We start from the raw sequence: 14,439 nt of genomic DNA, 5'->3' as shown, positions 1-14,439 counted from the left end.
CCTTAATCCTTCGCCTCCACCTGCTTGGGATCCTTGGTGCGTACGCCCCAGATGATCAGACCAATGATGAAGAACGCACTCGGCGGCAGCAGCAGCAGGCCGTTCGGCACATACCAGCCACCATTGTTCACCAGCGGCAGCAGTTCGATGCCGAACCAGGTGCCGGAGCCCAGGATTTCACGCACGGTGGCCACGGTCAGCAGCACGGCGCCATAACCCAGACCGTTGCCGATACCATCCAGGAAGGAGGGCAGCGGGGCACTCTTCATGGCGTAGGCTTCGGCACGGCCCATCACGATACAGTTGGTGATGATGAGGCCGACGAACACCGACAGCTGTTTGGAGATGTCGTAGGCATACGCCTTGAGCACCTGGTCAACCACGATAACCAGCGAGGCAATCACCGCCATCTGGGCGATGATCCGCACGCTGTTCGGGATCTGGTTGCGGATCAGGGAGATGAACAGGTTGGAGAAGGCGGTGACCGCGGTAACGGCCAGCGTCATCACAAACGCAGTCTTCATCTGGCTGGTAACGGCCAGCGCGGAACAGACACCCAGCACCTGCAGTGCGATGGGGTTGTTGCCGAGCACAGGCGTCAACAGCAACTTTTTCATTTCGCTCTTGTCAGCCATTGTTGATTTCTCCTGCACGAACCTTGGCCAGGAAAGGACCGAAGCCCTTGGGACCCATCCAGAAGTCGAAGGTATGCTGTACGCCGTTACCGGTCAGGGTCGCGCCGGACAGGCCGTCGATCTCATGCTCGGAACCAGCCGGAGCATGACCCTTGATCACCCGCAGCGCAGGCTGACCGTTCTGGTCGAACAGCTTCTTGCCGACGAACAGCTCGCGCCAGGCCGGGTTCTCGACTTCGCCACCCAGACCCGGGGTTTCACCGTGGTCGTAGTAGGTGATGCCCTTGATGGTCTGGCCATCGGCCGCAACCGCTACAAACGCATACATGGTAGACCACAGACCCTGGCCGTAGATCGGCAGGATGATGTTGTCGACCTTGCCTTCGGCATCTTTGGCGAAGAACACCGGGACCAGCTTGGAGATCTGACGCAGACCGGCCTTGTCGTCGGTCGGAGCCAGGCGAATGTTCTGGGCAGGATCTTTGGCGGCGACCTTGGTGTCGAAGTTGTCGGCATCGCCGTCAACGAACTCACCGGTGGCCAGATCCACCAGACGCGCTTCAATCTTGTCGCCATACAGCTTGGCCAGGTCACGCTTGGCCACGGCGCTGATGTCGACGCCGGCGACGGACAGGATGTTACTTTGCTTGTCCAGCGCCTTGTTTTCCAGCTGGGCCGGACGCAGACCCACGGCGGCCACGGAGACCACGATGGAGCAGACCAGACACAGACCGGTCACTACGGCGAGAGTGCCGGTAGTAGAGTCTTTATTAAACGCCACGAGCGATCCTCCGCTTGATGTTCGCCTGTGCCACGAAATGGTCAAACAAGGGGGCAAACAGGTTGGCAAACAGAATGGCCAGCATCATGCCTTCCGGGAAGGCGGGGTTCACGACCCGGATCAGCACCACCATCACGCCGATCAGGGCGCCGTACCACCACTTGCCCTTGTTGGTGAAGGCAGCGGAGACGGGGTCGGTCGCCATGAAGGCCATACCGAAGGCGAAACCACCCAGCACCAGGTGCCAGTGCCACGGCATATTGAACATGGGGTTGGTGTCGGAACCGATGACGTTGAACAGCAGGGAGGTAGCTACCATGCCGATCATCACGCCGGCGATGATGCGCCAGGAGGCGATGCGCATGTAGACGATCATGGCCGCACCCAGCAGGATCATCAGGGTGGAGACTTCACCGATGGAACCGGGCAGGTTGCCAAGGAATGCGTCCATCCAGCTGATGCTCTGGCCGGTGGCACCGTTGATCAGCGCCATCTGGCCGCCCTGGGCCCACTGGCTCAACGCGGTTGCGCCCGAGTAGCCGTCGACGGCAACCCAGACTGCATCACCGGAGATTTGACCCGGGTAGGCGAAGAACAGGAAGGCACGACCCGCCAGCGCTGGGTTCAGGAAGTTCTTGCCGGTACCACCGAACACTTCCTTGGCCAGCACCACACCGAAGGTGATACCCAGGGCAGCTTGCCACAGGGGCAGCTCGGGCGGCACGATCAGCGCGAACAGGATGGAGGTCACGAAGAAGCCTTCGTTGATCTCGTGCTTGCGCACCATGGCGAACAGCACTTCCCAGAAACCACCGACGATGAAGACGGTGATGTAGATCGGGAAGAAGTGGGCTGCACCGATCAGCATCTTGCTGCCGACGCCGGCCACCGCCGGATCCAGGGAGGCACCCAGCAGGGTAGCCAGGGCATATTGCCAGCTGCCGGCCCCGGCGGCCGTGCCCAGATGGGCGATGGCGGCGATGGACTGGTTGCCGACGTTGTACATGCCCCAGAACATGGCCGGGAACACGGCCAACCACACCATGATCATCATGCGCTTCAGATCGATCGCATCACGGACGTGGGCGGCATTGCGGGTCACGGAACCCGGGGTATAAAACAGGGTGTACGCCGCTTCGAACAGGGCATAGTACTTGGCGTACTTGCCACCCGGCTCGAAGTGATGTTCCATATTTTCAAGAAGTTGCTTGAAACTCATCGCTTAACCTTCCAGTTCAATCTTGGTCAGGCACTCACGCAAGATCGGGCCGTACTCGGTCTTGCCGGGGCAGACGAAGGTACAGAGCGCCAGATCTTCCTCATCCAGCTCCAGGCAGCCGAGCGCTTGCGCATTGTCGGTATCGCCGGAGACCAGATCCCGCAGCAGCAGGGTCGGCAGGATGTCGAGCGGCATCACGCGCTCATAGTTGCCGATAGGCACCATGGAGCGGTCACTACCGTTGGTGGTGGTAGTGAAGTTGATGAGCTTGCCCTTCACCAGGTGAGAGAGGGTGGTACGGGTGATGGAGAACTTGCTGGCGCTGGGATTGACCCAACCCAGGAACTCTTTCTCGCGACCTTCACCCAGTACGCTGACCTGATTGTGGTAGCGACCCAGGTAGTCATGGACCCCTTCAGCCTTGGCACCGCTCAGCAGGGAACCGGAGATGACACGATTCTCGTCCGCACGCAGCTCGTTGTTGGTGAGCTGGCTGATGCAGGCTCCCATGCGAGTACGCAGCAGACGCGGCTTGATGACGTTCGGGCCGGCCAGGGCGATCACCTTGTCAGTATGGATCTGACCGGTGGTGAACAGCTTGCCGTAGGCGATCACGTCCTGATAGTTGATGTGCCACTGCACTTTCTTGGCACCGACAGGGTCCAGGAAGTGGATGTGGGTACCGGGCAGGCCGGCAGGGTGCGGACCGACGAACACCTCTTCCTTGACTTGCGCCAGGGAAGCGTGCGGCAGGCTGCCTTCGCCCTTGCAGACATAGACGGAACCATCGGTCAGGCGGGTCAGCACGGCCAGACCGTCGAGGAACGCCTGGGACTGTTCCTTGATGATCAGCTCCGCATCGGCGGCCAGCGGGTTGGTGTCCATGGCGGTGACGAAGATGGCACGCGGGGTGGAACCCACGGCCGGCACCTTGCTGAACGGGCGGGTACGCAACGCAGTCCATTGGCCGGACGCGACCAGGATCTCCTGCACCTTGCTGCGTTCGAGCTTAGGCAGCTCGACGGAAGCAAAATGCTCGAAGGTCACCTGCTCGTCGGACCCATCGATATCGATGACAACGGATTGCAGAATGCGCTTGGCACCACGGTTGATCTCTGAAACCACACCGGTGGCGGGGGCCGTGAATTTAACGCCGGGATTCTTCTTATCTTCGAAGAGCTCCTGACCTTTAATGACGCGATCACCTACTTTGACAAACATAGTAGGACGCATCCCCACGAACTCTTCGCCGAGTGTAGCAACACGGGTGATGGCCGGGCCATCGTAGATTACTTGCTCCGGAGCACCCAGCACGGGGATGTCCAGTCCTCTTTTAATTGTAATCATACTCACTTGCACTACCGTTAAGGGAAGACAGGTTGGTTAGCGCCGAGAAATACATCACGACGAGTTGTTGAATGAGCCCGTTGATGTTGCGGCAAGATGTCGAAGAAATAAACAAATCAGCAACATACAGAGTCATTCAAAAGCGCCTGAGTTTACCACCTATGGCAAGTTTCCTGCCATGCAAAATGGGGAAAATCCCCGCTCTATCACAAAATCATCGCAATTTAATCGCGTCGCTTTTTCTCGTGAAACCTCAGGCGCGGCCTCGAGTTAGCCATCATTACCCCAAAATAGGTAATAATTTTTATGTTCGAAAAAGGATTAGAAATCTTGATGGCGCGGTGGGAGGGCGACGCTCCCCTCATGAGTACGAAACGTCGCCGAAACAGGTTTTGAAATTGTTAACTGGTCGAAGATTGAGTAATCAATTCGTCAATAGTCTTAAGAGAGTCCATTTTTGCTGACGCAGCTGGGGGTGCTCGGTGCCTGCTCCCGTTGTTGCCACTCCTGCTCGGTATAGGTATGCAGCGCCAATGCATGAATGGCCCCCGCCAGCTCGTCGGCCAGCACCGCATTGACCTGACGATGGCGCCCCAGCAGGCGCTGTCCTTCAAACGCCTGGCTCACCACCACCACCTTGAAGTGGCTCTCCGAGCCCGGCGCCACCCTATGCATGTAGCTCTCGTTGATCACTTCCAGGTGGCTGGGGGACAAGGCGGCGGCCAGCTTGGCCTCGATCTGTTGTTGCATGGTCACGAGCAAAACTCCCAAAATGGATGTCCGGCCATTGTAGCCAGGGTTGGCCGGATGACGAAATCGGGCGGTGCCGGAAAATTCCGCTTGCAGCCCTGCCGGGCTGGTGAAATTCTCCGCCCCCGCTAGAATAGCGCCACTTTGCGCCCCACCGGGGCCCGTTACATGACTCAGCTGGACAATTCGCCTATGCAAACCCTTCTCGACACGGCCCACTGTCGCCTGACCCTGTATCGCTATCCACGTCAGCAGCAGGATCCCTTGCAGGCCTGGGATGCCGCCGACGAGTATCTGATCAACACCCTGGCCGAGGAGCCCCTCGAGCAGGATGGCCCCGTCATCATCATGAACGACGGTTTCGGGGCGCTGGCCGCCAGTCTGCACCCTCATGCCCCTGTCTGCGTCACCGACTCCCACATCAGCGAGCGGGCGACCCTGGCCAACCTGGCAGAGAACGGCCTGGATCCCGCGGCCATCCGCCTGCAGGATGCGCTGGCTCCCCTGCCCGATGCCCCCGCGCTGGTGGTGATCAAGGTCTCCAAGTATCAGGCGTTGCTGGAGCAGCAACTGCTGACCCTGCGCGGGGTTGTTACCCCTGCCACCCGCGTCATCGCCGCCGGCAAGGCCAAGGACATCCACACCTCCACCCTGGCGCTGTTTGAGAAATACCTGGGGCCGACCCGCACGTCACTCGCCTGGAAGAAGGCGCGCCTCATTCACTGCAACCCGGCCGCAGCGCCCGCCGAGCGCCCCGCGCTGGCCAACCCCTTCCCCACGGTCTGGCCGCTGGAGGGCACCGACATGCTCATCCACAACCACGCCAACGTGTTCTCGCGCACCAGCCTGGATATCGGCGCCCGCTTCATGCTGGACAATCTGCCGATCCACAGCGCCCGCAAGGTGATCGATCTGGGCTGCGGCAACGGCGTGCTGGGGCTCTCCCTGCTGGCGCGTGACAACGAGGTGGAGGTCACCTTCGTCGACGAGTCCCGCATGGCGGTCGCCTCGGCCCGGCTCAACGTCGAGCACAATCTGCCGGCGGCCCTGCCCCGCGCCCACTTTATGGTCAACAACTGTCTCGACGACGTGCCTGCCGGTTCGGCGGATCGGATCCTCTGCAACCCGCCGTTCCATCAGTTGCAGGCCATCACAGACCACATCGCCTGGCAGATGTTCAGCGATGCCCATCGGGTGTTGCCCAAGGGCGGCGAACTCTGGATAGTGGGCAACCGTCACCTGGATTATCACAACAAGCTCAAGCGCCTGTTTGCCAACGCACAAGTCGTTGCGTCGAACAGCAAATTCGTTATTTTGAAAGCCATCAAACGTTAAACGCCATCAAACGCGAAAGGAAACCCATGATGAAAAAGTCACTCTTGCTGCTGGCCGCCCTGATGCTGGGTGGTTGTGCGACTCACTGGCCGGAGAGCGCCCTGCTCAATCCGCAGGTGATCCCCTCCAACCAGCAGTACTACTCGGGCAACCGCATCACCCTGGAAGGGGTGGACAAGCGTGAAGCCGCCTACGTCTTCTCCATCAAGAAAAAAGAGAAGGCCGCGGTACTGGTCAACAGCAGCCAGCCCCTCAACAGCCTGCTGGCGGAGAAGCTCGCCGAAGGGCTGCGCAGCCAGGGCCTGGAAGTAGGCAACAGCGGCACCACCAACCTGACCCTGGCCATCTCCACTGCCGCGGTCACGGTGGAAGAGAAGACCTTCACCTATGTCACCAAGTCCCGCGTCAGCCTGCAGGTGATCGCCGACTTCCAGGGCAGCAAGCTGACCAAACAGTTCAACATGTCCTCCAGCAAGGAAGGCCCGGGCGAGCCGAGCATGGCCGAACTGGAGTCCACCCTGAACCAGCAGCTGGGCAGCGTACTGCAGCAGATCATGGCTGACACCGCCCTGCGCGGTTATCTCAAGGGTCAGCCGAGCTGAGCAAGGAGCGAATAAATGAAAAAACTCTGGTTACTGGCCATGCTGATCGCCCCGCTGGCGTTCGCCGGCCCCAAGGTCAGGATGGAGACCAACCACGGCAACATAGTGGTGGAGCTGGCCCCCAAGCAGGCGCCGCAGACGGTGAAGAACTTCCTGCGCTACGTGGCAGATGGCAGCTATGACGGCAGCATCTTCCACCGGGTGATCCAGGACTTCGTGGTGCAGGGGGGCGGCTACAACCAGCAGTTCCAGCAACTGCCCACCTTCGACCCCGTGGTCAACGAGTCCAAGGGCGGCCTGCCCAATAAGCGCGGCAGCATCGCCATGGCCCGCACCCAGGCGGTCGACAGCGCCACCCGCCAGTTCTACTTCAACCTGGTCGACAACAACAACCTCAACGCCAATGCCGGCGCCGGTTACACCGTGTTCGGCCAGGTGGTGCAGGGCATGGAGGTGCTGGACAAGCTGGCACAGGTGCAGACCGGTTACAGCCCCATCCTGCGTGCCAACGACGTGCCCACCAGCCCCATCATCCTGAAGAAGGTGGTCTTGCTGGCGGACAAATAACGCGGAGCGGATCACAATCCGTCATCCCCGCAGTCCGGGTCGCCGGCGCCCCTTTCTATACTCTGGCCTTGCCCCGATATCCGGGGCCAGGCCCACGAGAGGAGAAGGAGGTTCCGGTGACTTGCAACGACTACATCGCCCAGCACGCCATCCCGCTGGCCCAGACGGTTCGTCACTTTCTGGCACGAGAGATCCCCTATCAGCAGCTGGAAGATCTGAGCTGGCAGCTGTTGTCCCACTGGCAGGATCTGCCCCATGTCCCCACCGACAAGAGCCCGGCCTCCGAGCAGGAGGGGGTGTTCTGGCACCTGCTGCACAGCCTGCATCAGTGGGATGAACAGCAGATCATCGCCGACGTCTGGCTGCGTCTGCAGCTGATGGAGTGCGCCAATTTTCTGACCACGGACGGGCCGCTGCCGCGCCACTGCATCGGTCTGCGCCCCTGAATATAGTGCCCTCCCCTGCCCGGCTTGCCTTGGCTATCCAACCCGAACCTGACAAAATGGCGCAATTTTCCCAGAGGAGTCAGGTATTTGAACACTGTCCGTACACCGAGCTGGCGCGCGTCGCTCGCCGTCTACCTTGAGACTCGGGTTCTCATCCTGTTTGCCATGGGGTTCTCTTCCGGCCTGCCGCTGCTGCTGGTGTTCGGCACCCTCTCGTTCTGGCTGCGCGAAGCGGATGTCAGCCTGACCGACATCGGCTACATGAGCTGGGTGGCGCTGGCCTATGGTTTCAAGTGGTTGTGGTCACCGCTGGTGGATCGGCTGCCGCTGCCACTGCTCTCCCGCTGGCTGGGCCGGCGCCGCAGCTGGATGCTCTTCTCCCAGCTGCTGATCGCCGCCTCGCTGGTAGGCATGGCCTTCTGCGATCCCAAGACCCAGCTCGCCCAGCTGGCCCTGTTTGCCCTGCTGGTGGCCTTCGCCTCCGCCACCCAGGACATCGTCATCGATGCCTATCGCATCGAGTCGGCCCCCGAGCGGCTGCAGGCGGCCATGGCGGCCTCCTACATGACTGGTTACCGGCTGGCGATGATCATGGCCGGTGCTGGCGCACTGGCACTGGCCGCCTGGCTCGGCAGCAACGACGGCTACGACTATCGCGGCTGGCAGCTCACCTACCTGCTGATGGCGGGGCTGATGTCCCTCGGCGTCATCACCACCCTGTTCTGCCACGAACCCGTCATTGATCTTGCCGCCCAGAATGAACAACAGGCGGCCCGCAAGACCCTGCTGCTCGCCCGCGGCTGGCCGGCTGGGCTGGCCGGTCTAGGTGCCTGGAGCTACGAGGCCATCTGGTGTCCGTTCGCCGATTTCTTTCGCCGTTATGGCGGCTCCGCCCTGCTTATCCTCGGGCTCATCGCCTGCTATCGCATCTCGGACGTGGTGATGGGGGTGATGTCCAATAGCTTCTATGTGGACATGCAGTTCAGCAAGACCGAGGTGGCCACCATCACCAAGGTGTACGGGGTTATCATGACGCTGGTGGGGGCCGCCCTCGGCGGCGTGCTGGTGATGCGTTTTGGCACCCTGCGCATTCTGTTCCTCGGCGCCCTGCTCACCGCCAGCACCAATCTGCTGTTTGCCCTGCTCAATGAAGTGGGCCACAACCTCGAGCTGCTGACCATGATCATCTCGCTGGACAACCTCAGCGCCGGCATCGCCACGGCTGCCTTCGTCACCTATCTGTCGAGCCTGACCAACGTGGCCTTCTCCGCCACCCAGTACGCCCTGTTCAGCTCGGTGATGCTGCTGCTGCCCAAGCTGCTGGCGGGCTTTTCCGGCCGCTTCGTCGAGCAGTTCGGCTACAGCAGCTTCTTCATCAGCACCAGCCTGCTCGGCATTCCGGTGCTGATCCTGATCGTGTTGGTTGCCAAACGAGGAAGTGCCTTGTTACCGCAATCGGATAAATAGCAAGCGTTTGCGTAAAATTGGGGGTGATTAGATTCACACTTCCGAATAAAGTTCCCTGGTGCTGGTTTATCCGGTGAATTTATTTGGCTAGAATCCCTTCCGCTCCTTGTGGGCAGGCTACGGAAAACCTCAACTAACGCACAAGAGACCAATAAAATGGCCAAATTTACCAAGACTCTGATCGCTGCCGGTCTGCTGGCTGCCGCCGCTACCCCGGCTTTCGCTGCTGACTACAGCGGTGACATCCACAAGAATGACTACAAGTGGATGCAGTTCAACGTCATGCACACCATCGACCAACGTCCTTTCACTGCAGGTGCTGAAGATTACAACGACACCTACTTCGAAATGGAATTCGGTGGTCGTTCCGGCCTGTTTGACCTGTACGGTTACGTCGACGTCTTCGATATCTTCGACTCCCGTCACAGCGACAAGCACAAAGGTCAGAACCTGTTCATGAAGTTTGCGCCGCGTATGTCTCTGGATGCGCTGACTGGTAAAGATCTCTCCTTCGGTCCGGTGCAAGAGGTTTACATCGCCTCTCTGAACAACATCGGCGACAACCAGATGGAAAACATGATCGGTCTGGGTGCTGATGTACAAGTGCCTTGGTTCGGCAAAGTGGGCATGAACCTGTATGCTCGTCACGCCACCGAAAACCAGTTCTTCACCGAAGAAGAGGGTGAGTGGAACGGTTACTGGTTCGCCATGAACTGGTTCAAGCCTTTCTACACCTTCAGCAACGGCAGCTTCGTCTCCTATCAGGGTTACCTGGACTACGCCTTCGACCTGGACACCCACAACCGTGCTGACCGTACCAGCGACAACCTGGCTACCTTCCACGGTATCTACTGGCACTCCGATCGCTACGCCGTCGGTTACGGCCTGAAGTACTTCATGGATGCCTACGGCACCAAAGACGGTTCCACCGCCTACGACGGTACCCCGTGGAAGAGCTCTGGCTTCAGCCACTACTTCTCCGTTACCTACAAGTTCTAATCGAACGGGTATCAGGGATACAAAAAACCGGAGCAGCTGCTCCGGTTTTTTTATGGCTCGATGGCGGCTAATAAGGGAGAGCCGCGCCCTCCCCGGCCATCCATCAGTCGCGGAAATTCTGGAACTGCATCGGCTGACCCAGCTCGGCACCACGCACCAGCGCCATGGTCTCCTGCAGGTCGTCGCGCTTCTTGCCGGTGACCCGCACCTCGTCGCCCTGAATGGCGGCCTGCACCTTGATCTTGGAATCCTTGATCAGCTTCACCAGCTTCTTGGCAACTTCCTTGTCGATCCCCTGCTTGAACTTCACGGTCAGGTGGAAGCGCTTGCCGGAGTGAACGCTGTCACCCACGTCCATGGAGCTGTTCTCGATGTTGCGCTTGAGCAGGGCACCGCGCAGGATCTCGACCATCTGCTTGAGCTGGAAATCGGCATCGGCCTCCAGTTTGACCTCTTCCTTGTTCAACTCGAAGCTGGCTTCAACACCACGAAAATCGAAACGGGTCGCCAGTTCACGATTGGCGTTGTCGACGGCGTTCAACACCTCGTTCATTTTGACTTCAGAGACAATATCGAATGACGGCATAGTGGGCTCCTCATGTTGCGCTATAAGGGGGCAAATCTACCAGAATTACGGCAAATTTGCTGATTTCGATGGGACTGCTCTGCTAGAATCCCCTGCGCACAGGAATGGCGAGACCCGTTAGAACCTGTTCAGTATCTGTCGCGAGAGGTCGAAAGCAGGTGAGGCGCAGCGCAGGAGCCCGCTTGTATATGCATAGATGGGCTTCCGGCTTCACATGCGCACGCCTCGTATAAGCCTTGAACACGACCTCGCAGCAAGATCATGAACCCGTTCCATGTGTCCGCCAGGCGACATCTTCACTTATCCCCGGCAGGTGGTTGACTGGAATGCAGCCCCTACCTTGATTGAGTCTCTCCATGCCAAGCGGATCACGCGATTACAACCTGACACACAGTCGACACACCCCCTCTCCCCAATGGACCCTGCTGGGCTGCGGCGCCCTGGGCGGCGTGTTTGCCTCCCTGTTGACTCAAAGCGGCCAGGCCACTCGCGTCTTGCTGCGCGAGCGCCACCGCGCCACCCTGCACCCCGGCATCGACTTCACCTCGCTGGAAGGCCACACCCAGCTCATCAACATCGAGCGCGGTTTCATCAGCCAGCCCGGCCAAGTCAAACGGCTGCTGGTGATGACCAAAGCCGGCCAGGTCATCGAGGCGCTGACCCCGCTGGTGGGCCAGCTGGCAACCGACGTGCCCATCGTGCTGCTGCACAACGGCATGGGGATCGCCGAACAGGTGGTCGCGCTGTTCCCCCACAATCCGGTCATCGCCGGCGTCACCAGCCACGGCGCCATGCAGAGCGGCCACTTCGTGTTCCGCCACACCGGCAAGGGCGAAACCTGGCTAGGCCCGGTCAACGAGGCGGCCAGAGCCCATGCCGCCCTGGCGGACGAGCTGGCGGCCGCCCTCGGCCAGGCCGGCTGGGATGAGCAGATCCAGGCGCGCCAGTGGCAGAAGCTGGCGGTCAACTGCGCCATCAACCCGCTCACCGCGCTCTACAAGCTCAAGAATGGCGAGCTGGCCGGTCCGCGCTTTGCCGATGCCCTGCAACAGATCTGCGTGGAAGTGGCGGACGTGATGCAGGCCGAAGGCCAGCCCACCGGCAGCGACGAGCTGCTGCGCCGGGTTATGACGGTGGTGGAGCTCACCGCCGACAATTACTCTTCCATGTATCAGGACATGGAGCAGGGGCGCGAGACCGAGATTGAGGCCATCACCGGCTTCCTGCTGGCCCGGGCGGCCAGCCACAGCATCGCGGTGCCGGTCAATCAGGGTCTCTATCAGGCCATCAAAGAGAAGCAGTGAGCCCATCGGGCTCGCCAACGCAAGGAGCAACGGATGAGCGTACTGGTACTGGTCGCCCCCGGGTCGGAAGAGATCGAGACGGTCGCCATCGTCGATACCCTGGTGCGCGGGGCCATCGAGGTGGTGCTGGCCTCCTGCTGCCCCGCCGGGCAGCGCCAGATCAGGGCCTCCCGCGGGGTACAGCTGGTAGCGGATTGTCACCTCGACGAGCTGGCGGATCAGGAGTTCGAGGCCATAGTGGTGCCGGGTGGCCTGCCCGGCAGCGAGGTTATCCGCGATACGCCGCGCGCCATCGCCCTGCTCAAGGCACAGGCGGCAGCGCAGCGCTGGCGGGCAGCCATCTGCGCTGCCCCCGCCGTGGTGCTGCTGCACCACGATCTGCTGGGGGAAGCCCGCGCCACCTGCCATCCCGGCTTTCAGGCCCGCTTGCCTGCGGCGCAGCTCAGCATGGCGCGGGTGGTGACCGATCAGGCTCATCACCTCATCACCAGCCAGGGGCCGGGCACCGCCATTGAGTTCGCCCTCGCGCTGGTGCGGGTGCTGCGCGGTGACGAGGCTGCCCGCGCGGTGGCCGGCCCCATGGTGCTGCCCCCCTCCTCACCCATGCCCTGAGTAAATAGCCCTCTCGCAATGACAGAGCGCCCCTTGCCAATTGGCAAGGGGCGCTCTGCTTTGAGGCGAACTGCAAGCAGTCAGCCGGTTCAGCTCCGCCTCAACTGAGCATTTCGGGCCTGAGCTGCTCCATCAGCAGGTGGTTGTCGCTGTAATCCACCGGGATGGCCACCACCGCCGGCCCGCTCACCGCCATGGCGGCGCGCAGGGTCGCTCGCAGATCCTCGGCGCAGGTGACGGCAAAGCCGGCCGCCCCGAACGACTCGGCATAGGCCTTGAAGTTGATGGGGCCAAAACTCACCCCTGAGCTGCGGCAGTACTTTTTCTCCTCCTGCATCGCCACCATGTTGTAGCCGTTATCGACCCAGATGATGTGCACTATGTTGGACTTGAGCCGCACCGCGGTCTCCAGCTCCATGCTCGACTGCATGAAGCTGCCATCGCCAGACACCGAGATGATCTTCTCCCCCGGGCGCACCATGGCGGCCCCGATGGCCCAGGGCAGCGCCACCCCCATGGTCTGCTGACCGTTGGAGATGAGCACCTGGCGGGCCCGGAAGCTGTAGAGGTAGCGGGCAATCCAGATGTGGAAGCTACCCATGTCCACGCACAGGGTCATGTCCTGCCCGATGATGTCCTGCAGCTCCTTGACGATGCGCAGCGGATGGATGGGGGTCCCCCCCAGCCGGCCGGCATGTTCGGCGAGTTGATGGCGCTGGGCGCGGATCTCGCCGAGCAGCGCGGTAATGGCCGGATCCCGCGCCAGCGGTTGGTGCAGCATCCGGGTCAGCCGCGCCAGGTTGGCGCTGATGGAGCCCACCAGCTCCACCGCCGGGCAGTAGCTGCTGTCGATCTCCGCCGGCAGCGCATCGATGTGCAGCAACTGGCGTTCACCGGTGCTGTTCCACAACACGGGATCGTATTCGATGGGGCTGTAGCCGATGCAGATCACCAGATCCGCATCCTGCAGCAGCTTATCCCCCGGCTGGTTGTTGAACAGCCCCACCCGTCCGGCGAAGTCATCGAAATGGTGGGTATCCACCACCCCGGCTGCCTGATAGGTGCCGGTCACCGGCAACCGGCTCTTGTCGAGGAAGGCGCGCACCGCGAGGGAGTTCTCCGGCCGGCTGGCCAGCAGGCCGAGCAATACCACCGGCTTGTGAGCCCGCGCCAGCAGGCTCAGCGCCCGATCGATACCGCTCTCGTCGGCCGCTCCCGGCTCCGGGATGGCACTCGGCACCAGAATGGCGCCGTCGGTCGGCTCGTTGATGATGTCCATCGGCAGGCTGACGAAGGCCGCCCCGGGCCGCCCCAGCTCGGCGCTGCGAAAGGCGTTGGCCATCACCTCGGAGAGGGCTGAACCGGTGCCCACCTGGGCGCTGAACTTGGTAACCGGCCGGCACAGGCTGACGGTATCCAGGCTCTGGTGGGTCAGCTTGAGGCCGTCGGCCCGCCGCACGGCTCCGCCCAGCGCCACCATGGCATCCCCTTCCGAGGTGGCGGTGGCAAGACCCGTGATGAGGTTGGCGCAGCCCGGCCCCGAGGTCACCAGCGCCACTCCGGCCTTGCCGGTCAGCCGGCCGACGGCGGCAGCCATAAAGGCGGCATTCGCCTCGTGACGCACCACTATGGTTTCGATGGGGGAGTCCTCCAGCGCATCGAATACCCTGTCTATCTTGGCCCCGGGAATGCCGAATACCTGCTTGACCCCCTGCGCCTCCAGATGGCGCACCACCAGTTCGGCCCCACAGGCCCAGTGTTGATTTTCCATGATGTCACTCCTTGTTAA

The 14,439-nt window shown here is 61.3% G+C and carries 15 protein-coding genes; 8 read left to right on the top strand and 7 right to left on the bottom strand.

Translation table 11 applies throughout. The features are described 5' to 3' along the window. Positions 1 to 2 precede the first annotated feature (2 nt). From AB5Y98_RS01840 to AB5Y98_RS01820, 5 genes are all read right to left on the bottom strand, one after another. Positions 3 to 635 carry an NADH:ubiquinone reductase (Na(+)-transporting) subunit D gene (locus AB5Y98_RS01840; protein ID WP_005303545.1) on the bottom strand — a complete coding sequence of 211 codons (633 nt, stop codon included), beginning with the start codon at positions 633 to 635 and terminating at the stop codon, positions 3 to 5. Continuing rightward, positions 628 to 1,416, bottom strand: coding sequence for a Na(+)-translocating NADH-quinone reductase subunit C (locus AB5Y98_RS01835; RefSeq protein ID WP_095593228.1), 789 nt, complete (start codon positions 1,414 to 1,416; stop codon positions 628 to 630). Before AB5Y98_RS01835 ends, AB5Y98_RS01840 begins: the two co-directional genes overlap by 8 nt. Then, the gene (locus AB5Y98_RS01830; RefSeq protein ID WP_005303550.1) at positions 1,406 to 2,635 is read right to left on the bottom strand and encodes an NADH:ubiquinone reductase (Na(+)-transporting) subunit B; all 1,230 of its coding nucleotides are present in this window, start codon (positions 2,633 to 2,635) and stop codon (positions 1,406 to 1,408) included. The genes AB5Y98_RS01835 and AB5Y98_RS01830 overlap by 11 nt, the downstream gene beginning before the upstream one ends. Before the next feature lie 3 nt (positions 2,636 to 2,638). Further along, positions 2,639 to 3,982, bottom strand: a complete 1,344-nt coding sequence (locus AB5Y98_RS01825) for a Na(+)-translocating NADH-quinone reductase subunit A (protein WP_017764093.1) — start codon at positions 3,980 to 3,982, stop codon at positions 2,639 to 2,641. 441 nt (positions 3,983 to 4,423) lie between these two features. Continuing rightward, a complete protein-coding gene (locus AB5Y98_RS01820) occupies positions 4,424 to 4,732 on the bottom strand; it encodes a BolA family transcriptional regulator (RefSeq protein ID WP_005303561.1) in 309 nt (102 codons plus the stop codon). Positions 4,733 to 4,924: 192 nt separating this feature from the next. On the opposite strand from AB5Y98_RS01820, the gene AB5Y98_RS01815 reads away from it, so the two are divergent. The 6 genes from AB5Y98_RS01815 to AB5Y98_RS01790 all read left to right on the top strand — a co-directional run bounded on the left by AB5Y98_RS01815 (position 4,925) and on the right by AB5Y98_RS01790 (position 10,148). Beyond that, entirely contained in the window at positions 4,925 to 6,067 is a 1,143-nt protein-coding gene (locus AB5Y98_RS01815) for a methyltransferase (RefSeq protein ID WP_368231212.1), read from the top strand. A gap of 29 nt (positions 6,068 to 6,096) precedes the next feature. Then, complete coding sequence (locus tag AB5Y98_RS01810; RefSeq protein WP_010634807.1) at positions 6,097 to 6,669, top strand: YajG family lipoprotein; 573 nt, start codon at positions 6,097 to 6,099, stop codon at positions 6,667 to 6,669. A gap of 15 nt (positions 6,670 to 6,684) precedes the next feature. Further along, positions 6,685 to 7,236 (top strand): peptidylprolyl isomerase, encoded by a 552-nt coding sequence (locus AB5Y98_RS01805; RefSeq protein WP_166463360.1) that lies wholly within the window; start codon positions 6,685 to 6,687, stop codon positions 7,234 to 7,236. A 116-nt stretch (positions 7,237 to 7,352) separates the two neighbouring features. Then, the gene (locus AB5Y98_RS01800) at positions 7,353 to 7,682 is read left to right on the top strand and encodes a hypothetical protein (protein ID WP_017781863.1); all 330 of its coding nucleotides are present in this window, start codon (positions 7,353 to 7,355) and stop codon (positions 7,680 to 7,682) included. A gap of 87 nt (positions 7,683 to 7,769) precedes the next feature. Continuing rightward, the gene (locus AB5Y98_RS01795) at positions 7,770 to 9,149 is read left to right on the top strand and encodes an MFS transporter (protein WP_139753042.1); all 1,380 of its coding nucleotides are present in this window, start codon (positions 7,770 to 7,772) and stop codon (positions 9,147 to 9,149) included. A 156-nt stretch (positions 9,150 to 9,305) separates the two neighbouring features. Next, positions 9,306 to 10,148 (top strand): outer membrane protein OmpK, encoded by an 843-nt coding sequence (locus AB5Y98_RS01790; RefSeq protein ID WP_010634810.1) that lies wholly within the window; start codon positions 9,306 to 9,308, stop codon positions 10,146 to 10,148. Positions 10,149 to 10,251: 103 nt separating this feature from the next. Here the strand turns inward: AB5Y98_RS01790 and AB5Y98_RS01785 are convergent, their stop codons facing one another. After that, on the bottom strand, positions 10,252 to 10,734 hold the full coding sequence (locus AB5Y98_RS01785; RefSeq protein ID WP_005303589.1) for a YajQ family cyclic di-GMP-binding protein: 483 nt from the start codon (positions 10,732 to 10,734) through the stop codon (positions 10,252 to 10,254). A gap of 356 nt (positions 10,735 to 11,090) precedes the next feature. Here AB5Y98_RS01785 and AB5Y98_RS01780 point away from each other — a divergent pair, with 356 nt between their 5' ends. Beyond that, a complete protein-coding gene (locus AB5Y98_RS01780; protein WP_368231211.1) occupies positions 11,091 to 12,038 on the top strand; it encodes a ketopantoate reductase family protein in 948 nt (315 codons plus the stop codon). Positions 12,039 to 12,071: 33 nt separating this feature from the next. Next, positions 12,072 to 12,650, top strand: a complete 579-nt coding sequence (locus AB5Y98_RS01775; RefSeq protein ID WP_368231210.1) for a DJ-1 family glyoxalase III — start codon at positions 12,072 to 12,074, stop codon at positions 12,648 to 12,650. A 100-nt stretch (positions 12,651 to 12,750) separates the two neighbouring features. On the opposite strand, the gene alsS is transcribed toward AB5Y98_RS01775, so the two are convergent. After that, complete coding sequence (gene alsS, locus AB5Y98_RS01770) at positions 12,751 to 14,421, bottom strand: acetolactate synthase AlsS (protein WP_368231209.1); 1,671 nt, start codon at positions 14,419 to 14,421, stop codon at positions 12,751 to 12,753. Between the last annotated feature and the right edge of the window lie 18 nt (positions 14,422 to 14,439).

It is taken from the genome of Aeromonas sp. s3, from assembly GCF_040907805.1.
Lineage (GTDB): Bacteria > Pseudomonadota > Gammaproteobacteria > Enterobacterales > Aeromonadaceae > Aeromonas > Aeromonas dhakensis.
This window is presented reverse-complemented; position numbering and strand designations above follow the sequence as displayed.